The 24926-nt window shown below is 68.2% G+C and carries 17 protein-coding genes; 8 read left to right on the plus strand and 9 right to left on the minus strand.

The annotated features are described in order from the left end of the window. Position 1: 1 nt before the first annotated feature. Together KF709_05490 and KF709_05495 are read right to left on the minus strand one after the other, a co-directional pair. A complete protein-coding gene (locus KF709_05490; GenBank protein ID MBX3173843.1) occupies positions 2-2077 on the minus strand; it encodes a protein kinase in 2076 nt (691 codons plus the stop codon). Beyond that, on the minus strand, positions 2070-3971 hold the full coding sequence (locus KF709_05495; protein MBX3173844.1) for a serine/threonine protein kinase: 1902 nt from the start codon (positions 3969-3971) through the stop codon (positions 2070-2072). The genes KF709_05490 and KF709_05495 overlap by 8 nt, the downstream gene beginning before the upstream one ends. Positions 3972-4205: 234 nt before the next feature. On the opposite strand from KF709_05495, the gene lon reads away from it, so the two are divergent. After that, positions 4206-6773 (plus strand): endopeptidase La, encoded by a 2568-nt coding sequence (lon, locus tag KF709_05500; protein MBX3173845.1) that lies wholly within the window; start codon positions 4206-4208, stop codon positions 6771-6773. Between the two features lie 72 nt (positions 6774-6845). On the opposite strand, the gene KF709_05505 is transcribed toward lon, so the two are convergent. The 3 genes from KF709_05505 to KF709_05515 all read right to left on the minus strand — a co-directional run bounded on the left by KF709_05505 (position 6846) and on the right by KF709_05515 (position 12275). Next, complete coding sequence (locus tag KF709_05505; protein ID MBX3173846.1) at positions 6846-8870, minus strand: hypothetical protein; 2025 nt, start codon at positions 8868-8870, stop codon at positions 6846-6848. Between the two features lie 393 nt (positions 8871-9263). Further along, positions 9264-10205: a hypothetical protein gene (locus KF709_05510; protein MBX3173847.1), complete on the minus strand. Its 942-nt coding sequence runs from the start codon at positions 10203-10205 to the stop codon at positions 9264-9266. A gap of 66 nt (positions 10206-10271) precedes the next feature. Then, entirely contained in the window at positions 10272-12275 is a 2004-nt protein-coding gene (locus KF709_05515) for a PBP1A family penicillin-binding protein (protein MBX3173848.1), read from the minus strand. An 80-nt stretch (positions 12276-12355) separates the two neighbouring features. On the opposite strand from KF709_05515, the gene KF709_05520 reads away from it, so the two are divergent. Together KF709_05520 and KF709_05525 are read left to right on the plus strand one after the other, a co-directional pair. Further along, positions 12356-14200: an NAD+ synthase gene (locus KF709_05520; GenBank protein ID MBX3173849.1), complete on the plus strand. Its 1845-nt coding sequence runs from the start codon at positions 12356-12358 to the stop codon at positions 14198-14200. 75 nt (positions 14201-14275) lie between these two features. Further along, on the plus strand, positions 14276-15118 hold the full coding sequence (locus KF709_05525; protein ID MBX3173850.1) for a bifunctional helix-turn-helix domain-containing protein/methylated-DNA--[protein]-cysteine S-methyltransferase: 843 nt from the start codon (positions 14276-14278) through the stop codon (positions 15116-15118). Positions 15119-15229: 111 nt separating this feature from the next. On the opposite strand, the gene KF709_05530 is transcribed toward KF709_05525, so the two are convergent. Continuing rightward, complete coding sequence (locus KF709_05530; GenBank protein ID MBX3173851.1) at positions 15230-15634, minus strand: HNH endonuclease; 405 nt, start codon at positions 15632-15634, stop codon at positions 15230-15232. 554 nt (positions 15635-16188) lie between these two features. Here KF709_05530 and KF709_05535 point away from each other — a divergent pair. The 3 genes from KF709_05535 (at position 16189) to KF709_05545 (ending at position 21764) form a co-directional block, all read left to right on the plus strand. After that, entirely contained in the window at positions 16189-18297 is a 2109-nt protein-coding gene (locus tag KF709_05535; GenBank protein ID MBX3173852.1) for a dehydrogenase E1 component subunit alpha/beta, read from the plus strand. A 129-nt stretch (positions 18298-18426) separates the two neighbouring features. After that, a complete protein-coding gene (locus KF709_05540; protein MBX3173853.1) occupies positions 18427-19311 on the plus strand; it encodes an alpha/beta fold hydrolase in 885 nt (294 codons plus the stop codon). A 44-nt stretch (positions 19312-19355) separates the two neighbouring features. After that, positions 19356-21764 (plus strand): TonB-dependent receptor, encoded by a 2409-nt coding sequence (locus KF709_05545; GenBank protein ID MBX3173854.1) that lies wholly within the window; start codon positions 19356-19358, stop codon positions 21762-21764. Positions 21765-21788: 24 nt separating this feature from the next. Here KF709_05545 and KF709_05550 read toward each other — a convergent pair whose 3' ends face one another. The 3 genes from KF709_05550 to KF709_05560 form a co-directional block, all read right to left on the minus strand. Continuing rightward, on the minus strand, positions 21789-21995 hold the full coding sequence (locus KF709_05550; GenBank protein ID MBX3173855.1) for a hypothetical protein: 207 nt from the start codon (positions 21993-21995) through the stop codon (positions 21789-21791). A 44-nt stretch (positions 21996-22039) separates the two neighbouring features. Then, positions 22040-22357, minus strand: a complete 318-nt coding sequence (locus KF709_05555; protein MBX3173856.1) for a hypothetical protein — start codon at positions 22355-22357, stop codon at positions 22040-22042. A 95-nt stretch (positions 22358-22452) separates the two neighbouring features. Continuing rightward, positions 22453-22737, minus strand: coding sequence for a hypothetical protein (locus tag KF709_05560; GenBank protein MBX3173857.1), 285 nt, complete (start codon positions 22735-22737; stop codon positions 22453-22455). Between the two features lie 118 nt (positions 22738-22855). Here KF709_05560 and KF709_05565 point away from each other — a divergent pair, with 118 nt between their 5' ends. Both KF709_05565 and KF709_05570 read left to right on the plus strand, forming a co-directional pair. Further along, entirely contained in the window at positions 22856-23803 is a 948-nt protein-coding gene (locus KF709_05565) for a DUF898 domain-containing protein (GenBank protein ID MBX3173858.1), read from the plus strand. 16 nt (positions 23804-23819) lie between these two features. Then, positions 23820-24926: a M48 family metallopeptidase gene (locus KF709_05570; GenBank protein MBX3173859.1), complete on the plus strand. Its 1107-nt coding sequence runs from the start codon at positions 23820-23822 to the stop codon at positions 24924-24926.

Below are 24926 nucleotides of genomic sequence, written 5' to 3' on the forward strand. Positions count from 1 at the left end.
CCTACTCGGCAGTTCCGCGGTCCATCCGCGACTCGTCCACCGCCTCCGCCACCCGCTCGACGTCGCGCGCCAACGCCCGCATCTCGGACGTGAGGTGCCGGTCGTCGGCGAGGCGTGACTGGACGCCGGAGCTGCGCAGCTTCATGAGGTCGAGCTTCATCGTGTCCAGGAGCAAGACCGCCTGCTCCATCTGCTGCGACAGCACCGAGCGCCGCTCGGCGAGGTCGGTGAGCGTCACGCGCTGCCGCTCCAGCAACTCCAGCCGCCTCGCGCGTTCGGGGGCGTCCTCGGGCAATGCGGTCGCCTGCGCGATGCGTGTTTCGAGCCGCACCAGCGCATCCGGGGACGCGTCGGTGTCGAGCGCGTGCAGGGCGACCGCCAAGGTGCGCGTGCGCTCGATCAATGACTCCACCGTCGGCTGGATCTCCGGCAACAACGATCGCTCGTGCTCGGGCAACCGCGCCAGCAGCGAACGGATTTGCGCGCGCGCGGCAAAGGCATCGCGAATCGCCACGCCGTGTGGTCCTTCGAGCACGTCGCGCGGCACCGCATCGAGCACCGCCTCGGCCGCCGTGGCCGCTGGTGGCGCCGGAAGCTTCGGCTCGAGCCGACGCAACGGCTGCTCGTCACCACGAACCGCTGGGCGCACCGGGCGCTGCCAGATGCGCCGCAGCGGGATCCCGTCCGCCCAAAGGTCGGCGACCTTCTTCACCATCCCGAATCCGATGCCGATGGCCGGGAAGACCACCCAAGGAAACATCGGACTGGTGATGGCGTTGATCACAGCCAAGACGCCGATGGTCACGACGCCGGAGCCGATGCGACGCCGCACCTGCGCGATGCGCACCTCCGGCGCGTGCTGCTGCAGCTGGAGCGCATTGAGTTCGATGGACGCGCGGCGGAGGTCGTGCCGGCTGCCGCGCGACTGCCCCTTCACCTGCTCCTTCCAGCGCCGCGTCTCCTCGCGCCAGGCACGCAGCGCCTCCTTGCCGTGTTCGCGCGTGCTGGGATCGAACATCCAGTCACGCGGCAGGCTCGGGAAAGCCGGCGCCGGCAATGGCGTGTTGCGGTGCAGGGCGTCGAGCGGATCCTCGGCGATGAACGGAGCGCTCGGTGGCGGCGTTGGCAGCCGCGGTGGCGCGGACGACACGGGCCGCGATTCCGCCGGCGGTGAGACTGCTGGCGGCACCGCCACGACCCCGGATGCGCGGCTGCGCCTCGGTGATGCCTCACCCAGCTCCTCCGAGAGCGCCGCCTTGAACCGCGCGGCATCCGGCCATCGCTCCGCGCGGCCCTTCGCGAGCGCGCGCTCCACTGCGGCGAGCACCGGGACCGGCACATCGTCACGCACCTGCACCAGCGGCCGCGGCCGCTCGCTCAGGTGCTTCATCAGCATCGTCGGCGTGTTGGACGCCTGGAATGGCAATTCGCCCGCCAGCATCTGATACGCCACCACACCCAGCGCGTAGATATCGGCGCGGCCGTCGACCTCGCGCTCGCCCATTGCCTGCTCGGGACTCATGTACGCCGGCGTCCCCACGGCGATGCCGGTGGCGGTCAGGCGCTGGTCACCCTCCGCCGCGCGCGCGATGCCGAAGTCCGTGACCAGTGCCCGCCCCGTGGAGTGCTCAAGCAGGATGTTGTCCGGCTTGATGTCGCGATGCACCACACCCTCGCGATGCGCGTAGTCGAGCGCGTCGGCCACTTCGCGCAGCACGCGACGCACAACATCAAGCGGCGGCTGCGGTTCACGGTGCAACCGCTGCGCCAGCGACTCGCCTTCCACGAGTCCCATCGCAATCCAAACGAGACCATCGGCCTCGTCCACCGCGTAAATGGGCACGATGTGCGGGTGCGAGAGCCGCGCCGCCATCTCCGCCTCTCGCAGGAAGCGGCGCTTCACCTCGTCGCGATACGCGAGGTCCGGCGGCAGCACCTTGAGCGCGACCTTTCGCCGCAGCCGGAGGTCGGTGGCGCGATACACCACGGCCATCCCGCCGCGCCCAATCTCGGCTTCGATGTGGAAATGGTCCGCGACCGCCGCCGCGGCCCGCGGAAGCAGATCCTCGTCAGCCACGCGTGCGGGGACGGTCGAGCCTCGAGAGCGCGTCCCCCGCATACACGACCGCATCCACGTCGCGGGCCAGCGCCATCGCCTGCTCGGCCATCGTCGTTACGTGCTGCCAGCTCTGGCTGCCCGCCTTGAGCTTGAGCATGTCGTACTTGAGGTTCTGCAGGGCCAGCGCGCAGTCCTCGAGTTTGGCTGTGTACTCCGTCTTGCGCTGCTCCACCTCTGCGGCCCCGCGGCGCGCACGCTTGAGCATCGCCAGGCGCTTCACGCGCACCTCGCTGGCGCTGAAGTCCAAGGGATTTGCCTGCGCCTCGAGCGTCGCGATCTCCTTGTCCATCGCCGCCACGGTCTGGCCGCTGTTCTCGCGTTCCAGGGTCGTGAGCGAGGTCGCCAGCCCCATCACGCTCTCGGCGAGTTGCCGCGCGGTGGGCACCACGTCCGCCACGCGCTGCTGCTCGGACTTGGGCAGGTCGTTGACGAGGCGGACGATCTCCTCACGATCCGTGATGGCCTGGCGCGCGACCGTCGCGTGCGGACCGGAGCCCAGCGCGGCGCCGTCCAGCGGCCCGAGCGCGTTGACGCCTGCTTCCGGCGACGTGGCGGCCCCCAGCGAGTGCCGGCGGCGGCGCGCCTTCTCGCGCACCTCGGCGCGCTTGTCGCGGTCGAAGATGGCCTTGGCATTGTCGACCGTGTCGGCGGCCACGTCCACCAGCATCTTGTCGCGCGGCTGCTTGAACACGTCGCGCCAATCGTAACCGTCGCTCCAGAGCCGCGCGTACTTGTACGCGACGTTGATGCCCCAGAACGCCGAGATGACCAGCAGGTTCGGGCCGCCCACGAGCCCCACGGCGAACAGCGCACCCGTCACGAACAGGAACGGCGCAATCGCCTTGCGGAACCGCACGACTGACGGGTCGTGCCAACGCGCGATCTCGTTCGCCGTCGGCCCGCTCTCCTCCTCAAGAATCGGCGCCGACCAGCTCGGCGTCGCCTGCGGATAGGCCGCGCTGGCGCGCACCGGCAAGTTGGGCATCGCCCCGCCATCCAAGGCCTCGACGAAGGCCCGCGCATCCGGGAAGCGATCGTCCGGGTTCTTCTCAAGACACAACATCACGGCGCGCGCCAGGTCCGGCGGCACCATCGCCCGACGGTCGATCGGCACCGGACGCTCGCTCAGGTGCTTCACGAGCAACGCCGGGGTGCTGTTGGCCGAGAACGGCAGGTCGCCGCAGAGCATCTGGTAGGCGACGATGCCGAGCGCGTAGAGGTCCGTGCGCCCATCGATGTCGCGGTCGCCCGCCGACTGCTCCGGGCTCATATAGGCCGGTGTGCCAATCGCGATGCCCGTCGCCGTCAGCTTGGCGTCCCCGCCCTCGCTCACCGCGCGCGCAATGCCAAAGTCCGTCACCATCGTGCGACCGGTGTTGCCGTCGAGCAGGATGTTGTCCGGCTTGATGTCGCGGTGCACGGTGTTCTGCGAGTGCGCATAGGCCAGCGCGTCGCCCACCTCGCGAAGGATGCGCCGTGCCTCCTCGGGCTGGAGCGGACCCTGACGCTGGATGCGCGTGCCGAGGTTCTCGCCCTCGACCAGCGCCATCACGAAGTAGACCAGGCCCTCACGCTCGTCCACCGAATAGATCGGCACGATGTGCGGATGGCTGAGCTGCGCGGCCATCTCCGCCTCGCGCAGGAAGCGCTGCCGGATCTCCGAGCGGAACGCCAACTCGGGCGGCAGCAGCTTGATGGCCACCGGTCGCTTGAGGCGCTTGTCGCGCCCCTTGTAGACGATGCCCATCCCACCACGGCCGATCTCCTTCTCCACCTCGTACTGCGATTCCAGCACCCGCACGATGTGCGACTGCAGTTCCGCATCTGACTGGCTGATCCGAGGTTCGCTCACGGCGGCGATTGGGGGGAGTCCGAACTGCGTCCGACTACGATACCATAGCGCGGCTCGGGGTACCACCTATGAGAAGCTGGCACCCGGTCGCCGCGATGGCAGGCACTACGTCACGCAGGCGGGAGAAAGTTGCATTCCCCGCCACAATGTCGTAAGTCAGGGCGGAACGCTCCTTGCGAGACCGGTACTCATCTCACTAGGCACGTACGCCTCACACCAGGTCATCGCGTTTTCATGGGCACTCGCCAGACACTCCCCGTCCTGCCGCTACGCGGGACGGTGATTTTCCCGGGACTCACCGCGCCAATTGCGGCCGGCCGACCCGGGACGCTCCGCGCCATTGAATCGGCCCTCAAGGGCGACCGCCTCGTCTTCGCCGTCGCCCAGCGCGACAACACCGAGGAGCCGGCGCCGGAGATCCTTTACTCGATGGGCGTCATCGCCCGCATCGGCCAGGTCCAGCGCGGCCTCGGCGGCGTGCAGTTGCTGCTGCACGGCGAGCAGCGCGCCACCTCGCTGCAGTACACGACCACCGAAGGCTTCCTCTCTGCCGTCGTCACGCAGACGGAGGAGATGGCCCCGCTGGACGAACGGGATCCCGCCTTCGAGGCCCTCCACAAGGAGATCCGCGAGCGCGCCGCCGAGCTCGGCGAACGCCGCGGGCTGCCCGAGGAAGTCGTGCACCAGGTGCTCGACTCCGTCACCGAACCCGGCAAGTTCGCGGACTTGGTCGCCGGCTACATCGAGCTTTCCGTGGCCGAGAAGCAGGGTCTGCTCGAGACCCTCTCGGTCGAGGAGCGCCTGCGCAAGGTCCTCGTGATGGTACAGCGCCAGATCTCGCTGCTCGAAGCGCAGGAAGAGATCAAGTCGCAGGTCCAGGAGGAGCTCGGCGAACGCCAGCGCGAGATGTTCCTGCGCGAGCAGATGAAGGCCATCCAGAAGGAGCTCGGCGACGACGACCAGTCCAAGGAGATCGAGGAGCTGCGCGAGAAGCTGAACGCGCTCGAGCTCCCCAAGGAGGCGCGCACCGAAGTCGAGCGAGAGCTCGGGCGCCTCGAGCGCTCCGGTCGCGAGTCAATGGAGGCGCAGGTCATCCGCACCTACCTCGAGTGGATCGCCGAACTCCCGTGGAACACGCGCTCGGACGACCAGCTCGACCTCAAGCACGCGCACGAGGTGCTCGAGGAGGACCACTACGGCCTCAAGGACGTGAAGGACCGCGTGCTCGAGTTCCTCGCCGTGCGCCAGTTGCGCGCACAGCAACTCAGCGAGGAGATGGACCGCACCGGCGAGTTCCCCGCCGCCAAGCTGCGCACGCAGGCGGACGAGGCGCCGTCGGCGTCGATCCCGAAGAAGCGGCACAGCGCCGAGGAGAACGAGCGGCAGATCACCGACAAGCGCGAGGCCAAGGCGCGGGCGATGGCCAAGGGACCGATCCTGCTGTTCTCCGGTCCGCCGGGCGTGGGCAAGACATCCATCGCCAAGAGCATCGCGCGCTCACTGGGCCGCGAGTACGTACGCGTCGCCCTCGGTGGTGCCCGCGACGAGGCCGACATCCGCGGACATCGCCGGACGTACGTGGGTGCGATGCCCGGGCGCATCATCCAGGGCATGAAGCAGGCGGGCACCAAGAACCCCGTCTTCCTGCTCGACGAAGTCGACAAGCTCGGCCAGTCCTTCCAGGGCGACCCGGCCAGCGCGCTGCTCGAGGTCCTCGACCCCGCGCAGAACGACTCGTTCACGGACCACTACCTCGGTGTGCCCTTCGACCTTTCCGAGGTGCTGTTCATCGCCACGGCGAACTTCATCCAGAACATCCCCGGGCCGCTGCTCGACCGCATGGAAGTCGTGGAGTTCGCGGGCTACACCGAGCGCGAGAAGCAGGAGATCGCCAAGAAGTACCTGATTCCCCGGCAGCTCGAGGAGAACGGCCTGGCCGACAAGTCGCTGGTGTTCGAGGACGAGGCCATCGCGTCACTGGTGAGCAAGTACACGCGCGAGAGCGGCGTGCGGCAGCTGGAGCGCGAGGTCGGCAAGGTGGCCCGCAAGGTCGCGCGGCGTATTGCCACGAAGGAAGGCGAGGACGTCACGGCGGACGGCGTGATCTCGGCCGAGGAAGTGCGCGAGCTACTCGGGCGTCCGAAGGTGCATCCGGAGAAGGCCAACGTCGCGCACGAGGTCGGCATCGCCACAGGGATGTACTACACACCGATGGGCGGCGACATCATGTTCGTCGAGGCCTCGGTCCGGCCGATTGCGCCGCCGAGCGGCGATGGCGAATCCGGGGGCGGCGGCGCACCGGTCTCGCTGATCCTCACCGGCCAACTGGGTGACGTGATGAAGGAATCGGCCCGCGCCGCCTTCACCTACGTCACCAAGAACGCCGAGAAGCTGGGCATCCCGCGCTCACGCCTAGGTACGGTGGAGACGCATATCCACGTACCGGCCGGCGCCATCCCCAAGGACGGACCGTCGGCGGGCGTAGCTATCTCGACGGCCCTGGCCAGCGAGATGAGCGGCCGCCAGGTACGGAAGGACATCGCAATGACGGGCGAGATCACGCTGCGCGGCCGCGTGCTGCCGATCGGTGGCGTGAAGGAGAAGGTGCTCGGCGCGCTCCGCGCCGGCATCACCGACGTGATCCTGCCGAAGGACAACGAGGCGGACGTCGAGGACGTGCCGGATGAGGCGAAGAGCCAGCTCAACTTTCACTTCGTCGAGACGCTCGAAGACGTGCTGAAGCTCGCGTTGCTGCCCGAGCCGGGCGCCGAGCGCGGAAAGAAGCGACCGGCTGCAGCGTAGACTGCTGCGGGAAGCGACGGAGGGGGCCGCGCGGCGCGCGGCCCCCTCCGTCGTTCTTCCAGCGCGGTGTCGCTACTCGTGGTCGGGCAGCGACGTCCGGTAGACCCGAACCACGTTGCCGGCGGCATCGAGCGCCGCCAACGGCGTGTGCGGATCCGGCAGCTTGAGGCTCCACGCCGGGATGCTCGACATCAGGCTCGGCGGCGGCACCGTGTACGCGTCCTGGATATTCAGGTTGACCGTGTAGCCCAGGTCCGCCAGCGACTGCAGCGTCATCTTGGAGAACGGATTCGCGCCGGCGCTGAGATAGCCCGTCATCAGTTCGCTCTGGAACACGCTTTCCTTCCAGTGCGAGTTGATCGTCCCTGAGCCGCAGGACTGCGTGAGGTTCAGGCAGTCCTCCGCCGGCACCGCGGATGCGCAGGGCACGCCGCCGTTGTGGTCGTTGATGCAGGCATCGCGCGCCAGTGCACCCGTGAAGAACGGCGTACTGCCCGGCGCCTCGCCGCTGCGCAGGCCCTTGGTCACCCAGAGCGTGCCGACGCCGATCACGTGGAGCATCTCGTGCAGGATCACCGACTCGAGGCGGCCTTGGCTCGAGAGATTCTCGAGGTCTGCGACGTCGAAGCGCATCCGACCCACGGCGGAGAGCTGATTCGACGTGCGAATGTAGCAGGGACCGGCGGAGCCAAGCACCGAGCCGACGCCGTCGATCGGCTCCACCGTCGCGTAGATCACGAGTCCCGTGATGGCCTCATTGAGGGTCAGGCCACTCACGCAGGCGTTGGCGTCGAAGTTCGTGAAGGTCAGCGTGCTGAGTTGGCCCACGACCCCAGCGCGGATGCGGGCCGCCGCATTCAGGAACGCGGCCTGGACGTCACCCGCGGGCGGCGTGCCACGCCAGCGAATTTCCAGATCGTAGTTGGTCTGCACAGCCGCGGTGATGAGACGGCTCGCGGACCCGGCGACCACCTGCACGGACTGTTCGGTCTCGGTCTTGCCGAGGGTCCACTCGGGCATCGTCGCGATGCCCGAACCGTCGGTCATCGACACGGCCGCGGCCAGCGAACCGTCGCCGGAAATCAGCGTCCAGAACACCTGCGAGCCCGGCGATGGGTTGTCGAACTGGTCGGCCGCGAGCACACGCACGGGCTGCGCCAGCGCCGTCCCGGCCAAGGCCTCCTGGCCTTCGCCCTCAACCACGGTCACCTTCGAAACGGGCCCCACCACACCTTCGGTGGTGAAGACCACGGACGGCACGCCCGCCACGGAGACCGTCACGGAGTTCGTGCCCACCGACTCGTCGAGGGTCCACGTACCGATTGACGTCGGCCCGGCATCCGTAACCGCGGGACTGTCCTCGAGCGATCCACTGCCGGCGGTCACCGTGATCGTGACGGGAATGCCGTTCAGGATGTTGTTCGCCGCATCACGCACGGCAAATGTCGGTGCCGCGACCGGCGATGTGCCCGCGGCTAGTGACGCAGGCGCGGCCTGCTCGATAGTGATGCTGGCCGGCGGCTCCTGGATCACGGCAGAAAACGACTGGTTAAACGCGCCACTCGTCGCCACCAGGGTCTGCGCGCCGGAACCATCCGCACCCAAGGTCCAGGCCGGCGCTGTCGCGACCCCGGTTGCGTTCGTCACCGAAGAGGCGGCGCCGACAGAACCACCGCCCGCGGTCACGGCCCAGGCGACCGTCGCACCCGAGACGCCGTTGCCGAACGCATCCACCAATCGCACTTCGATTGCCGTCGGCACCACGGACAACTCGGGCGCGCGCAAATCAGGATTGCCGACCTTGTTGAGCGCGGAGGCAGCGGCGGGCAGCGCGTTGATGGTGAACGTCAGCGTCGGGATGCCGTCGACCGACACGCTCAACGACTGCGGGCCGGCCGTGTTGCCCAAGGTCCAGGCCCCAATCTCCGTGGGGCCGCGTAGCGATCGCGTTGGCGCGTTGGCGATGCTGCCACCACCGGCGGTCACCGCCACGGCCACATTGGCCCGCAACGCCCGACCGTTCTCAGCGCGCACCTCAAACGTGGGCGACGGCGTGACGACGCTGCCGACAACTGCCGGCGTGAGCGTCGTAGACACGACGGCCGCAACACTGGACGGGGGCGGGGGCGGAGCGGCTTCCGAGCAGGCGGCGATGGTCAGCCCCGCCACTGCGCACCACGCACGACGCGTCTTCAACACCATGGGATCCTTCCTCAGCAAATCGTGATCGGACTCACGGCCGCCGCGTCGGCAGCGGTACCGCCTTCCCTGTCGAATCCACTGCAAACAAGGGACCGAACGCTGAATCTCGGCCAAGATACTGCGGTTCCGCGCGCACGGAGTCGGCGCGCAGGCTGTCAGCCGTACCGGAATCTGACAGCGCGCCACCCGCCGCGCCTGCCGCTTGCCCCGACGTCGAGGCCGGAGGCACCTCCCGCTTCTCGCAGGCTGCCGCCGCCGCAACGAGCAAGATCAGCACGGCCCTGCGCATCAGTCCCTCCGCAGCGGCACGAGTCCGCCGGCATTGTCCAGCGCGAATCGCGGCCGCAGCGGCTCCGGCATCGCCAGCGGCGGCTCGGCGGAGCTTCCCGCCATCCGCAGGAACGTCCCGCTCACGGTGAACGACTGCGCCGCCGTCGTCGAGACGACGTATCCCAGATCACCAAGCGAGCGGATCGACATCGCCGAGAACGGATTCACCGGCACGTTGTCGAGGAACGGCGTCATCAACTCGTTGGTGAACAGCGACTCGCGCCAATGCGAGAACCGAGATCCGGCGCCGTCAGCGCTGTGGACCGGTACCGTCGCACTGCAGTTCGCGCCGCCACCGTGCAGGTCGGCGCAGGCGGCACGCGCCCCCGCACCGAGGAAGCGCGCATTCGTGTTCGTCGTCGTGTCCAGCAGGTTGTTGTCGAACCAGATGGTCCCAAGCCCGAGGATGTGCAGCATCTCGTGCAGGACCACGGCGCCGAGGCGTCCCGTCATGTTCAGGTTCGCCACGTCGGCAGAGTCCAACCGCATCACGCCGAGGGCGGGCAGGTTGTTCTGCGCCTCGCTGCGAATCAGGCAGGGGCCGGCCGAGCCGAGCGTCCCGCCCACGTCATCGATCTCGACGATGCGGAGGTAGATGACGAGGCCGGGAATTGGGTCCCGCGGCACGTCGGGGAACCCCGTGAGCGACGCCTCGCACTGACTGACGTTTGTGAAGCTCGGCGGTAGGCTCACGGACTGCAGGCCGCCGGTCACGGTCTGGCGAATCGTATTCGCCGCATTCTCGAACGCCGCGAGGGTCGCTCCCGTCGGCGGGGTGCCCAGCCAGCGCAGTTCCAACGAGTAGTCAGAGTTGACTTGGGGATTGCCGCCGCCCGTCGAGGAGGAGCAGGCGGTGAGGGCCATCAGGCCGAGGGCCAGGGTCAGGCGAGTCGGGGTCACGAGGGAAATCTGTCGAGGTGCACGGTCGGCGTCAGGAGACCTGCATCACATTCGCTGTCGCTTGCGTCAAAACACTGGGATGGGTCCGAACCCGAGAAACAGGCGCCGCGCATCCACGCGCAGGGCGGCGGGCTCGGTACCGGCGATGAAGTACTCGAGATAACGACGCTCCGCTGGCGTGTCTGGCTCGCTCAGATCGCGCGTGGCGCGGTCCAGCTCCGCCACGACCACCGAGGCCGGCATCTGCCAGTCGCTGGCATTCACCCGGCTCCATTCCGCCACCATCTGCCCCCAGATCGGCGCGGCCAGCCCGCCGCCGCCCGCACCTGGCGTGATCGTCTTGGGCCGATCGAACCCGAGCCATACCCCTGCCACCAGGTTGCGCGTCATCCCGATGAACCACACGTCGGTGTTGTCGTCGGTCGTGCCGGTCTTGCCTGCCACCGGCACATCGGCGCTGACGTAACGTCGCACGGCGCCGCCGGTGCCGTTGTCCACCGCCTCGCGCATCAGCTGCAGGGTCACGAAGGCCACGGCCGAGTCCATGGCCTGCGGCAGCCAGCGCGTGTTCTGGCCGTAGATGGCGCGACCCGTGCGATCGGTCACGCGGATCACGAAGCGCGGCTCGACGGGCTGCCCGAGGTTCGCAAACGTGGTGAAGGCCGCCACCATGTTGATCGGGCGGACGACGGAGGCGCCGATGGCGCTTGCTGGATAGGGGGCAATCGGCCCGCCCAGCCCCATTCGGCGCGCGAGAGCGATCACCGAGTCGGCGCCCGCGCGTTGCCACAGCGATACGGCCACGGGATTGCGGCTGCGCGCCAGCGCCGTGCGCATCGAGATCTCACCGAGGAACTCGCCATCCGCGTTCTTCGGCGAATACACCTGCCGATCATAGGCGATCGTCAGCGCGGTGTCGCCGAGCAGCGTCGTGGGCGGCAGCGAGTCCATCAGCGCCCGCGCGTACACGATCGGCTTGAATGTCGAGCCCGGCTGCCGCTCGGCGTTCGTCGCGCGATTGAAAGGCGCCCACGCGTGGTCTCGGCCGCCGACCAAGGCCAGCACGTCGCCCGAGCGCGGGTCGAGCGCGACAATCGCACCCTGCAGGACGTCCGTGGAGTTGCCGCGAGTCGCGAGCTTGCGGTGGCGATAGCCGGCGGACTGCTCAATGGCCAGCGTGCCCTGCGCCAGCGCCGTCTCGGCGGCGCGCTGCAAGCCTGGCTCGAGCGTCGTCTGCACCCGGAATCCGCCCTGCTCCAACGCGATGCCAGCCGCCTGAAGCTGCTGGCGCACGGCATCGACAAAATACGCGGCGGCCACCGACATCCCGGCATTGGGCGCCACGGTGATGGGCTCGGCGCGGGCGGCCCGCATCTGTCCTTCCGTGATGTAGCCCTGCTCCTGCATCAGGCCGAGGATCGCGTCGCGCCGATTCTTGTTGCGTGCGGGATAGCGAATCGGGTCGTAGGTCGCCGGGCCCTTGGGCAGCGAGGCCAGTGACGCCGCCTCAGCGATGCTCAGGTCCCGTGCGGACTTGCCGAAGTAGTGCCGCGCGGCCGATTCGATGCCATACCAATTGCGACCGAAGTGGATCTGGTTGAGATACGCCTCGAGGATCTGCGCCTTCGAGTAGTGCTTCTCCATCTCCCGCGCCGCGATCTGCTCGCGCACCTTGCGGCTCAGCGAGCGATCGGAGCGGTCGATGATCTCGGGATGCATGTTGCCGACCAGCTGCTGCGTGATCGTGCTGGCCCCGCGGCTGGCCCCGAGCAGGTTGTCCTTGATGGCGGCGGCGATGCCCACGACGTCCACGCCGTCGTGCTGGTAGAACCGTCGGTCCTCGACCGCGACGAAGGCCGCGGGCACGTGGGAGGGCAGCGAGCCGATAGGCACATTGCTGCGCCATTCGCGGCCGATCTCCCCCACGAGGGAGCCGTCGCGCGCATAGACCAACGAGGACTGCGCCGGGGTGATGATGCGCCAGGGCTCGCCCTGCGGCGCCTGGGCGCGCAGTGCGATGGGGGCGAGGCCCAGGAGAAGGCCCAGCGCCAGGATCCGGGCGGCGTTCATCGGCACGATTGCATTCTACACAGGGAGGGCGTCGGCGGCGCCGCTCGCCCCCTGCGGGGTAGCGTGGCAACTTTCTGGGAATGCTGACCATCGCCGTCCCGCAGTTCCGGCCCCGCAAGGGTGACGTCTCCGGCAACCTCGACCGAATCGCCGCGCTCATTGGTGAGGCCGCAGCGCTGCGGCCGGCTCCGCAGTTGGTGGTCTTCGCCGAGACCGTGCTGTCGGGTTACTTCGTCGAGGGTGGCGTGCGCGAGCTCGCCGTTGATGCGGATCACTTGGTGGCCGAGCTCACGCGTCGCCTTGGCGGGACCTCCAGCCAACTGCCGGCGATGGACGTGGTCCTCGGGTTCTACGAGACGCACGGCGGCACACCGTACAACAGTGCGGCCTGCATTGCCATCGGGGGCGGCGCCGCGCCGCGGCTGCTGCATCTGCATCGCAAGAACTTCCTGCCGACGTACGGGCTGTTCGACGAGGAGCGCTTCGTGGACCGTGGCTTTGGCGTCGCGGCCTTCGACACGCGCTTCGGGCGCGCGGCGATCCTCATCTGCGAGGATGCCTGGCACTCGCTGACGGGCACTATCGCGGCGCTGGATGGGGCCCAGGTGGTGTGCGTGGTGGCGGCTGCGCCGGCGCGCGGCGCCTCGCCGCGCGAGGACGGATCGAGCCCTGGCAGCGTGGTGCGCTGGGAGCGCCTCGTACGCGACATCGCCGAGGAGCACGGCGTGTTCTGCGTGCTGGCAAACCTCGTCGGAAGCGAAGGCGGCCGCATGTTCCAGGGCGGCTCGATGGTCGTGGGCCCTGCCGGCGACGTACGTGTGCGGGCGCCGGTATTCGAGGAGGCGATGCTCACGGCGAGCGTGGACCTAGGCGACATCAGACGGGTGCGCTCGGACCTACCGTTGCTGGCGGACCTGCGCACGGCCCTGCCTTTCCTGCGCAAGGAGTTGGACCGGGCGCTGGGGCTGTTGCCGTCGACAGATGCCGTGGGCCGACGGGCCGACAGCGCGCCGACGGCGCTGGCTGATGCGAGCGACCACGCGCCAACCGCTCCCTTGGCGAGCGTCGGGACGCTGCCCGTGGTGAGCGGCGGCCTGACGGCGCACGGCACGCCGCCTTCGCTGGACATCGACGCCGCGTTGGTGGAGCGCTGGTTGATTGCCTTCCTGCGCGACGAGTTCCAGCGTCGCGGCTTCCGCAAGGCGATTGTCGGCGTGTCTGGCGGCGTGGACTCGGCGGTGGTCGCCACGCTCGCGGCGCGCGCGCTGGGCAAGGAGAACGTGGTCGGGGTGCGGATGCCCTACAAGGCGTCGAGCGCGGACTCGCTCGCGCACGCGCAACTCTTGATGGACGGCATCGGCATCGAGCAGCGGACGCTGGAAATCACTGACGCGGTGGACGGCTATCTGGCGCACGAGCCGGACGCCGACGCCGCGCGGCGCGGCAACGTGATGGCCCGCACGCGGATGATCACGTTGTTCGACCTGTCCGCAAGGTACGGCGCGCTGCCGCTGGGCACCGGCAACAAGAGCGAGCGCCTGCTGGGCTATTTCACCTGGCACGCGGACGACTCGCCGCCCGTGAATCCAATCGGCGACCTGTTCAAGACACAGGTCTGGGAGTTGGCGCGGTTCATCGGCGTGCCCGAGGAGATCGTGAAGAAGCCAGCCAGCGCCGATCTCATCGAGGGGCAGACGGATGAAGGCGACTTCGGCGTGTCGTACGCGGTGGCAGACGAGATCCTGAACTGGCTGTTGCACGGCTGGTCGCGCGAGGAGCTGCTTGCGCGGGGGATGGGCGCCGAGGCGCTGCGGCTGGTGACGAAGCGACTGGACTCGACGCATTGGAAGCGCAAACTGCCGACCGTGGCGATGGTCAGTGCGGCAGCAATCGGCGAGTCGTATCTACGGCCGGTGGACTACTGAGGCTGCGCAAGAATCGGGTCGCCACCGGTATTCGGAGGGCTTAGCATGCGTCCATCACCCAGCAGGAGACGATCCGTGGACGTGGCAACCCTCAGTGCAGACTATGCGCGCATCGAGCGCGCAATCCGATACCTCGACCGCGATCCGGTCGCGCAGCCGTCATTGGGCGACGTCGCCGCGCACGTCGGACTCAGCGAGTCCCACTTTCAGCGCATGTTCACGCGCTGGGCCGGGATCAGCCCCAAGCGTTTCGTGCAGCACCGTACGGCGGAGACGGTGAAGCGGATGCTGCGCGAGCGTCGGCCGGTGTTGGAGGCGAGCTACGCGGCCGGGCTATCGGGCCCGGGTCGGCTGCACGACTTGATCGTGAACGCCGAGGCGGTGACGCCTGGTGAGTATCAACGTGGCGGGTTTGGCGTGACGGTGCGCTACGGCTTCCATCCGACGCCGTTCGGCGAGTCCTTGCTGGCGGTCACGGCGCGCGGGCTCTGCCATTTGGCCTTCGTGGCACCGGTCTCGCGGAAGCAGGCGCTGGCGCGCCTGGAGCACGATTGGCCCTTGGCCACCTTGGTGGCCGACCAGGACGCCACACGCGAGGCGGCGGCCAAGGCCTTCCCGCCCCCGGGAAGTTCGGCGGTTCCAGCGCTCGCGATTCACGTGAAGGGCACGAACTTCCAGTTGAAGGTCTGGCGCGCGTTGCTGGAGATTCCGCCCGGCGAGGTCACGACCTACGGGGCGATTGCCACCCGGCTTGGCGACCCCAAGGCGTCACGGGCCGTGGGCAGCGCGGTGGGCAGCAACCCCGTGAGCTATTTGATTCCCTGCCATCGCGTGATTCGCGCCAGCGGCGAGCTGGGTGGGTATGCGTGGGGCGTGGATCGGAAGCGGGTGATGCTGGCGGCGGAAGCGCTGAGATAGACGACGGAGGACGAAGGTGGTATGACGAAGGCGAACGGCGATGCGGAGCCAAGCTCCACATCGCCGTTCGCCGTTTTCTTTCGTCCTTCGTCCTCCGTCTCCCTCTGATTGCTACGCGGCTTGTGCGTAGTACAGACTCACCGCCCGCCGCGCCCCGCGCTTGAGCTGCCGATGCACCGCGCGCGCGTAGCGCATGAAGTTCTGGCCGGCGACGGGGAAGCGTGCGAAGAACTCCGTGGGGAGCATCGCGCCCTTGCGTTGGTTACAGGCCCGGCACGCGGCGACGAGGTTGCCCGGATGGTGCGAGCCGCCGCGCGAGAGGGGGATTACATGATCCAGGGTAGCGTTTTCGAGACCCAGTGCGGTTCCGCAATAAACGCAGCGACGTCCACAGTCCCGGAAGGTTGCCCGCTTGACCTGACGCTTGTGCTGCTGGTGCAGCACGCGGCGAGCGTTGCGGGATAGCCCGCGCGGGGAGCGGGCGAGAGCGAAGTGGTGGACGCCCCGATGTGACATCGAACCTCGCCAGAAATGACGACACCCCGCAGCAGGCCTGGTTGCCCGTGCGGGGTGTGATCAGTGAGCGGGAGACTCCACGTGGCGGTCGGTGTCTCCGACCGGAGCCAGTGAGATTGGAACGGCTGTGCAAAGGTGCCGATCACGAGCCTCCCGATGCGGGGTCGTACGTGTGAGCAGTCCAGACCCCGTTGCCTGGTGGACGCGCGGGATTGTTCACCGCAACGTGATTCCGCGCAAGAGATTTGGGGAAAGTCGAAGATTTGTGATATCTCGAATTCTGGATGCGGAGCTGCACGGACGCAGAGGGAAACGGGGGAATGCGGAAGGCGGAATGCAGAGTCATGCACGCGCTGGGTGCGGCACACGCGCATCGTCGATGCGGGATGCGGGGTGTGGGATGCGGGGTGCGGGATGCGGTGGGCCGGCCGAACGGCCGGCCCCCTTTCATCCTCCATCCTCCATCCGCCGTCTGAAGGGGACTATCTTTCCCCAGTCCGAACTCACTGAGCGGCAGCGTCTCCGCCGCCCACGCCCCGTCAGCCCCTCATCCCATGGCCACCTCCGCCAAGGCCCGTCGCGTCACCCACGGCCTCACGAAGGACCAACTGATCGCCGCCTACCGCACCATGCTCCTGTCGCGCGCCATCGACGACAAGGAGATCCAGCTCAAGCGGCAGAACAAGATCTTCTTCCAGATCTCTGGCGCTGGGCACGAGGCCGTGCTCACGGCAGCGGGGATGGTCCTGAAGCCGGGCCACGACTGGTTCTATATGTATTACCGCGACCGCGCACTCTGCCTGCAGCTGGGCATGACGCCGGCCGAGATGCTCTACTCCGCCGTTGGCGCGGCCATCGACCCCAACTCTGGCGGGCGCCAGATGCCGTCGCACTGGGGGCACAAGAAGCTCAACATCGTTTCCACTTCCTCGCCCACGGGCACGCAGTTCCTGCAGGCGGTCGGATCGGCCGAGGCGTCGCTGCGCGCGAAGACGCTGGGTCTCACCGACGGCTTCGGCGATGACGAGGTGGTCTTCGTCTCCACGGGCGACGGCACCACCTCCGAGGGTGAGTTCTGGGAGTCGCTCAACTCCGCATCAAATCTCAAGGCGCCGGTCGTTTACCTCGTCGAGGACAACGGCTACGCCATCTCGGTGCCGGTCGAGGTCAATACCGCAGGCGGCTCGATCTCCAAGCTGGTGTCGTCGTTCCCCGGGCTGTTCGTACAGGAAGTCGACGGCTGCGACCTGCTCGCCTCGTATGACGCGATGCAGAAGGCCGTCGACTACGCGCGCAAGCGGAAGGGGCCTGCGCTCGTGCACGCCAAGGTGATTCGCCCGTACTCGCACTCGCTCTCCGACGACGAGGTGATGTATCGCCCGGAAGAGGAGCGCAACGCGGACGCCGAGCGCGATCCGCTCACCACCTTCCCCAAGTGGCTGGTCGACGAAGGCCACATCACCGAGGAAGGCATCGCGGCCATCCAGGAAGAAGTGAAGGCCCTTGTGCTGGAGGCCACGGACGACGCGCTGGAGCAGCCGCAGCCCGACCCCTCGACGGTGCACTTCGGCGTCTACTCGCCGGACGTCGACCCCACCGGCGAGCAGTTCGATACCGAGGACGATCCGAAGTTCGAGGGTGACCCGACCACGATGGTCGACCTCCTCAACGCCTGCATGAAGGACGAGATGCGGCGCGACGAGCGCATCGTCGTCTTCGGCGAGGACGTCGCTGACGTCTCGCGTGAGCAGTACCTCGGCAAGGTCAAGGGTAAGGGCGGTGTCTTCAAGGTGACGTGGGGCCTGCAGAAGGAATTCGGCGGCACGCGCGTGTTCAACTCGCCGCTGGCCGAGGCGAACATCATTGGCCGTGCAATCGGCATGGCGCTGCGCGGGTTCAAGCCGGTGGTCGAGATCCAGTTCTTCGACTACATCTGGCCGGCCTACATGCAGCTGCGCGACGAGCTCGCGACGATGCGCTGGCGCTCGAACAACATGTTCGCCGCGCCGATGGTCGTGCGCACGACCTACGGCGGCTACATCCGCGGTGCCATCTACCACTCGCAGACCGGCGCCTCGCTGTTCACGCACTGCCCGGGCCTGCGCGTGGTCTGCCCGAGCAACGCGCTCGACGCGAACGGCCTGCTGCGTACGGCCATCCGCTCCGAGGATCCGGTGATCTTCCTCGAGCACAAGCACCTCTATCGCCAGACCTACAACAAGGCACCGAACCCGGGGCCGAACTTCATGATCCCCTTCGGCAAGGCGAAGGTCGTGAAGGAAGGCTCCGACGTCACGGTCGTGACCTACGGCGCGACGGTTCAGCGCGCGCTGGTGGCGGCGCGGCAGGTCGAGGAGGAGAAGGGGCTGTCGGTGGAGGTCATCGACCTGCGCACGCTCTCGCCTTGGGACCAGGAGACGGTCTACAACTCGGTGAAGAAGACCTCGCGCGTCATCGTGGCTTACGAGGATTCGATCTCGTGGGGCGTGGGCGCCGAAATCGCCGCCCGCATTGCCGACGACTGCTTTGCCTGGCTCGATGCGCCGGTGAAGCGCGTGGCATCCACGGACACGTTTGTCGGCTACGCGCCGAGCCTCGAAGATGCGATCCTGCCGCAGGTCAGCACCTTCGTGGCGGCGTATGAGGAGATCGCGGGATTCTGACGGCGGGATCGTGCAGCGTGAACGATTGACGGGCGATCCTCCTTCGCGCGTCTGGATGGACTGGCGAACGGCTGTCGGGCTCCGGCAGCCGTTCGCGCATCCAAGGGTGACTGCAACCACGAGGCACCCGTGTCCGCCACTACTGCTGAACTGCCGATCCTTGCCCGTCCGATTCCGACCGTGCTGACCGAAGACTGCGCGCGCTCGCTTACGATCGCCACGGAGGACGGCTACTCCCTGGCCGCCACGCTCTGGACTGCGCCGCAGTCACGCGCGGTTGCATTGATTGCGCCGGCGACGGGCGTCCCGCACGGGTTCTACCGACGCTTCGCCCGGCATCTCAACGCGGGCGGCCTCGATGTGCTGTCGTTTGACTACCGCGGCATGTCCGCATCGCGTGGGCCGCGCAGCATGCGTGATCCGGGACTCACGATGTGGAACTGGGGCACGCGCGATCTTGTGGCGGCGATCGCGGAGGCCGAACGGCTCGCGGCGGGGCGACCACTGGTCTACGTCGGACATTCGTTTGGTGGCCAGGCGTTGGGACTGGCGTCGAACGCCTCGCGTGTCGAGCGCGCGCTCTTTGTCGGATCGCAGCACGGGTGGATGGGGCACTGGCCCTGGCACCAGCGTGCCCTGTTGGCATTCCTCTGGAAGCTTGCCCTGCCGGCTACCACGCGGCTGTTCGGGCGATTCCCATCCTCGCTCTTCGGCATGGGCGAGAGCCTGCCCCGCGAGGTCGCCTTGCAGTGGGCCTCTTGGTGCTCGCGCCGCGAGCACCTCGGCGCGTGGGAAGGCCACGCCGACCTGCGTCTCCCGATCCTCTCGTTGAGTTTCGACGATGACTTCTTCGCGCCACGGATCGCCACGGCAGCGCTGTTGCGCGAGTACGCATCGGCCGATGTGGAGCACCGACACTTTCCCGCCGAGGGACTCGGGCACTTCGGGTTCTTCCGTGGCGGACGGGTGCTCGCGCTCTGGGATGACGCCGTGCGGTTTCTGCAGGCACCCTAGCGCGCGCCGCTCAGCATTCAGGAGGCCGCGACCGTAGAGAGTCCGTGCCCTGGAGCCTGCGCGCACTCATCGCCTGCACTGCCGCGGCCGCCACGCCGCAGCTCGCCACGGCGCAAGGAACGCTCACCGGCGTCGTTCGCCGTGCGGCTGACGCGACGCCAATCGTGGGCGCCTCGGTCAGCGTGCCGGCAACCGGACTGCGGGTGCTCACCGACGCGACAGGCGCCTTCACCATCGAGATTGGCGGCGGTCGTGTTGTCGTCGCGGTGACGGCCATTGGGTTCGTCAGCCAACGCGACACCGTGACGCTGGCCGCCGGCGCATCCCTGCGACGCGACTATCGACTGGCGCCGTCGGCGCAGGAACTTGGCGGGATGCTGGTCACGGGCCGTCCGTCGGCGGGCAGCGTCCGGCCGGCGCCCGAACGTGTGGCCGGCATCTCTACGGCCGGTGCGCGCAGCGAGGTCGTGGCACTCGAAGGCAGCGACGTGAACCTCGCCGAGAAGGTGGGTCGGCAGGTCTTCGCGCGCGTGCCGGGTGTGCTGGTCTACGACATGGACGGTGCGGGCAACCAGATGAACGTCTCCACGCGTGGCCTCGATCCGCACCGCGCCTGGGAGTTCAACGTGCGCCACGATGGCGTGATGACCAACTCCGACATCTACGGCTATCCCGCGAGCCACTACAGCGTCCCGCTCGAGGCCATCGAGGAGATCCAACTCGTGCGCGGGACGGCAGCGCTGCAGTACGGGGCGCAGTTCGGCGGACTGCTGAACTATCGGACGAAGGGGCCAGACACCACGCGCGCCTTCTCGACCGAGGGATCGCTGACTGGCGGCTCGTTCGCGCTGGGTGCCGCGTTCGGCGGCGTCAGTGGCCGGGTCGGTCGGGTGGACTATCTGGCCTACGCCGCGCTGCGTCGCAGCGACGGATTCCGTGAGTCGTCGCAGTCTTCATACGATGCGCAACTGCTCCAGCTGACCTGGCGGGCGCGACCGTCGCTGCGCGTTCGCGGGCAGCTGGCGCGCTCGTACTATCTGCACCAGCTGCCCGGTCCGCTCACGGACGCGATGTTCGCGGACGACCCGCGCCAGGCCACCCGATCGCGGAACTGGTACAGCCCCACGATCACAATCCCTTCGCTGCGCATCACGTGGACGCCGAGCGAGCGCAGCGAGATCGTGCTGCAGGCATCGCGACTCACGGGCCTGCGGGGCTCGTCGATGTTCGTGGGGTTCGCCACGGCCCCGGACACGGCGGCCTCCGGCTCCGGGACCTTCGCGCCCCGAGTGGTGGACATCGACAACTTCGACAGCCGCACGTACGAACTGCGCTTCCTCCAACGGCACCAGCTGGGCGGACGCGAGGCCGCGCTCTCCACGGGCATCACCATCGCCGACAATGCGATGCGTCGGCGCCAACAGGGACCGGGCACGACGGGTGACGACTATGACCTCACGGTCACGGGCGCCTTCGGCCGCGATCTGCGCTATGTCTCGCGGGGACTGTCGTGGTACGCCGAGGAAATGATCGCGCTCACGCCGCGCTGGCGCGTGATTCCTGGCCTTCGCCTCGAGGGCGGCGTGACGCGGATGACCGGCAGCTTGGCGTACTACGATCCCGCGGACACGCCGCGCCGCGTGCGTCACGACTACCCGCTGTTCGGCGTCCGCACGGAGTTCACCCGCAGTGCGACGCAGACGTTCTACGGGGGTGTGAGCGAGTCGTTCCGGCCAATGCTGCTGAAGGACTTGCTGCCCGAGAACTCGCTGGAACGCACCGACCCGGCGATGCGCGACGCGCGCGGCTGGACGGCGGAGGTCGGTGTGCGCGGCGGCTGGCTCCGCGGCACGTATGATGTCGGCGTCTTTGGCCTGCGCTACGACAACCGGTTCGGGGGCCTGCTGCGCACGGACAGCGTGACGCCCTACCTGTTCAAGACCAACATTGGCTCGGCGATGACCTACGGCGTCGAAGCCTCGGGTGACGCCCGTGTGCTCGAAGGCCGGCGCGTGTCGCTGCGGCTCTGGGGTTCCGCCGCCCTCTTTCATGCGCGCTACCGCAGCGGCACGGCGGTGCAGGACAGCGGGAACGTGTCGCTGCGCGGCAAGCGAGTGGAAGGGGTTCCTGACGCCATCGTGCGCATTGGACTGACGGTGGATGCCGCAGCCGGCAGCCTCACGCTGCTCACCAGCCACACCACGTCGTCATTTGCCGATGCGCTGAATGTGCGGACACCCACAGCCAACGGTGCGCGTGGGCTGGTCCCGGCCTACACGGTGCTGGACCTCAGCGCCTCGCGATGGATCAGCCAGCGGTGGCAGCTGCGTCTCGCCGTCTCAAATCTCCTGGACGCGTCATACTTCACGAAACGCCCGGCGTTCTATCCGGGACCCGGCGTGTGGCCGAGTGACGGGCGCGCCGTTCAAGCCGGGCTGAGCTGGACGCGGTAGCGCAGCCGCGGGGCAAGGCGGTGCTCACGACTCGTTGAACGGGGCCCCGTCGGCCGACACCTCGGCCCCCTGCGCATCCACGACCTCGGCGAGTTGAGCGCGCTTGCGAAGCGCGGCGCTCGCCCCGGTCGCCAGCACTCGCCCGTCCTCAATCAGCATGGCATCGGCCCAGGGCCGCCGGGGGTCACCGGTGGCGATGCGCGCATTCACGATCAATCGCAGTCCGGGCACACCGGGCTCCAGTTGGCGTCGATCGTTGTCCGGTATCGCTTTGGCTAGCCCTTCCGCTCGATGGCGTCACGCACATCGAGCAGGATCTCGAAGTACAGCTGCTCGCGGCGGTACGCGAAGTCGAGCGACGCCATCTGCGCCTCGTCCTCGGCCTCCTTCGCACGCTTGAAGGCCTCGGAGTACATCTCCTCGAGATTGGCGAGGATGCGTTCACGCGAACGGGACATCGGGAGCTCCTTCAGGGCGGCAGCGGTAAGGCGCGGCGGCACGATGGGCGCGGGTTGCGCGCGCTTCGGCTGCTCGAGCAGGTAGTCTTTGGCCGCGCCGAGCAGTTTTCGGCGGGCGTCGAAGTCAGGTGCCATCGGATTGGGAAGCTAATCAAGTACGGGCGCGGTGGCCGTGCACGCCGAGGACGTTCGTAGCCGTGCGCTGCGGCCGCGACCGCGGAGCGATGGCTCTACCGTATCCCGCGCGCCGCCAGAAGCCGCGCGACTGCCGAGTCATCGTCGGCAAATGGCATCAACGAACTCCGCACCGCCTCCTCGCTATCGCCTTCGACGGCCATCAGCGCCGGCGGGACGCCACCCTCCTTTTCGCGCGGCGTCCCGACGCGACGGTCCACCTCGATCACGGCGCAGACGGCGCCAGGATTCGGCGACTCCACGCGACGGATCCGCACCACGGGGCCGTGGATCATCTTCCGCTCGTAGAGGACTCCGCCCGGGGGTGTGGCGTCGGTCATGCTGGGGAATCTCGCCGCCAGTCGCGGCGGCGCAAGGCACCGCCCTAGGCCTGCTTGCGGAGGGCGCGCACGAAGCCGCAGCTTCCGACCCGTCGACTCCCCCATCCGCGAGACCTTGATGCCCACGCGACTCAGCCCCGAGTTCCACGGCGACGGCCGTACGCTCTTCGCGATCTACATCCGGCACTTCCTGCTGACGCTGGTCACCTTCGGCATCTACACCTTCTGGGCCAAGGCCGACCTGCGCCGCTACCTGTACTCGCAGACCTCGGTCGCGGGCGATCGCTTCAACTACTCCGGCACGGGCGGGGAACTGATCCGCGGCTGGATCAAGGCGATGGGGCTCATCATCGTCGCCGTCATTGTCGGCCTGCTGCTCTCGGCATTCGTCCACGAGCTCGTCGGCACGCTGGCGCTGTACGCGGGACTCGGCTTCTTCGTCTTCCCGCTGGCCATCATCGGCAGCCGCCGCTACCGGCTGTCGCGGACGTCGTGGCGCGGCATCCGGTTCTCGTTCCGCGGCGAGTACGACGACCTGCTCGGCATCTTCATTCCCGGCCTGCTGCTGTCGATCGTCACGTTGGGGCTCTACTACCCGTTCTTCCACGCGAACGTCCGGCGATTCGTCGTCGGCAACACCCACTTCGGGCGCGCGGCATTCCGGTTCACCGGCACCGGTGGCGACCTCTTCGGGCGTCATCTCCTGCTCTACATCGCGCTGCCGCTGACACTCGGGCTCTACTGGTTCTGGCATCTTGCCTATCGGCACCGCTACTACTGGTCGCACACGAGTTTTGGCGGCGCGCGCTTCGAGTCCCGGATGCAAGGTGGGGAGCTGCTCGCGTTCAGCCTGACCAACGTCCTGTTGCTGATTGTGACGCTTGGCATCGCGTATCCGTGGGTCCACGCGCGCGCCTTGCGCTTCGCCTGTGAACGCGTCGTCATCGGCGACCTGGCGCCCTTCGAGTCGGCGGTGCAGGACGCGCAGACGGCGGACGCGACGGGCGAGGGCCTGACCGAGATGTTCGATTGGGACCTGATGGGCGCGGACTACTTCGGGCTCTAGGGCCGAGGCGCCACGGGTGTCGGAGAGCAACCAGCGCGTCGAAGCCGCGTACTTCGACGGCCAGACCTCGCAGAGGCACCTCGTCGACGTCGAACGCACGGCGACCGGCCTGATCCTTCGCGGCGAGACGATTGGCGAGCGCGCGTGGGACTGGAAGGACTTGCGCCGCGACGAACGCCTGTCGCCGGACGAGCCCGTGCGCTACGAGCGCGGCAACCTCGAGTCGCCGGAGGTCCTCGTCATCACGGACCCGGCATTCCTCCCCGCGATGCGCGGCGCCAGTCGCGCGGACCGCTCGCTTGCCCATCGGCTGCGTCACCGCAGCATTGTCTCGCTGCTGCTGCCGGCGATCGTGGCCGTGCTGGCCGCCGTCGCGTTCTGGGCCCTCGTGCTGCCCGTGCTCGCCGCGCGCGTCGCCGAACGCGTACCACTTGAGATCGAGGATCGCCTCGGGCGCTCGACTGTCGAATTGACCACGCAGTTCGCGGGCGTCTGCCGCGAACCGGCAAGGGTGGCGGCGCTGCAGGGGATGGTCGATCGGCTCGTGGCGGACGGCCGCGGAGGACGGTACACGTATCGCGTGAACATCGTCGACGACTCCCTCGTGAACGCCTTCGCCGCGCCCGGCGGTCACATCGTCGTGTTCCAGGGACTAATCGCGCAGGCGGGGTCACCCGATGAAGTGGCCGGAGTCCTGGCGCACGAGATCCAGCACGTCACGAACCACCACGGCATCGCATCGATACTTCGCGAGATGCCGGTGCAGATCGCGCTCTCCACGGCCTTTGGCTCCAATCCGTTTGGCGGGTCGCTGGCGCAGGCCGCGTACTCGCTCGGCAGCCTGTCGTATCGCCGGAGAGACGAACTGGAGGCGGACGCGGGCGCGGCGCAGATGCTGCTTGCGTCAGGGATCTCACCCGAAGGGATGATCGACTTCTTCCGCCGCACGGCCGCCCGCAGCGGAGAGCCAGGTCGCTGGACCAACTACCTCTCCACACACCCCAGCGACACGGAGCGCATCGAGGCGCTCAGCGCGGCGGCGGCGAACCGTACGATATCGTTCACTCCCGCGCTTTCGGCCGCCGAGTGGGCGGCGCTCCGCGCGCCCTGCACCCTGCCCTGA

The sequence above is a fragment of the Gemmatimonadaceae bacterium genome (assembly GCA_019637445.1).
GTDB lineage: Bacteria > Gemmatimonadota > Gemmatimonadetes > Gemmatimonadales > Gemmatimonadaceae > Pseudogemmatithrix.

Bases quoted from the DNA above. Each gene is read 5' to 3' on its own strand.
- KF709_05535 (MBX3173852.1), top strand. From the start codon at position 16,189: ATGGCCACCTCCGCCAAGGCCCGTCGCGTCACCCACGGCCTCACGAAG.
- KF709_05565 (MBX3173858.1), top strand. From the start codon at position 22,856: ATGCCCACGCGACTCAGCCCCGAGTTCCACGGCGACGGCCGTACGCTC.
- KF709_05515 (MBX3173848.1), bottom strand. From the start codon at position 12,275: ATGAACGCCGCCCGGATCCTGGCGCTGGGCCTTCTCCTGGGCCTCGCC.
- KF709_05555 (MBX3173856.1), bottom strand. From the start codon at position 22,357: ATGGCACCTGACTTCGACGCCCGCCGAAAACTGCTCGGCGCGGCCAAA.
- KF709_05520 (MBX3173849.1), top strand. From the start codon at position 12,356: ATGCTGACCATCGCCGTCCCGCAGTTCCGGCCCCGCAAGGGTGACGTC.
- KF709_05560 (MBX3173857.1), bottom strand. From the start codon at position 22,737: ATGACCGACGCCACACCCCCGGGCGGAGTCCTCTACGAGCGGAAGATG.
- KF709_05530 (MBX3173851.1), bottom strand. From the start codon at position 15,634: ATGTCACATCGGGGCGTCCACCACTTCGCTCTCGCCCGCTCCCCGCGC.
- lon (MBX3173845.1), top strand. From the start codon at position 4,206: ATGGGCACTCGCCAGACACTCCCCGTCCTGCCGCTACGCGGGACGGTG.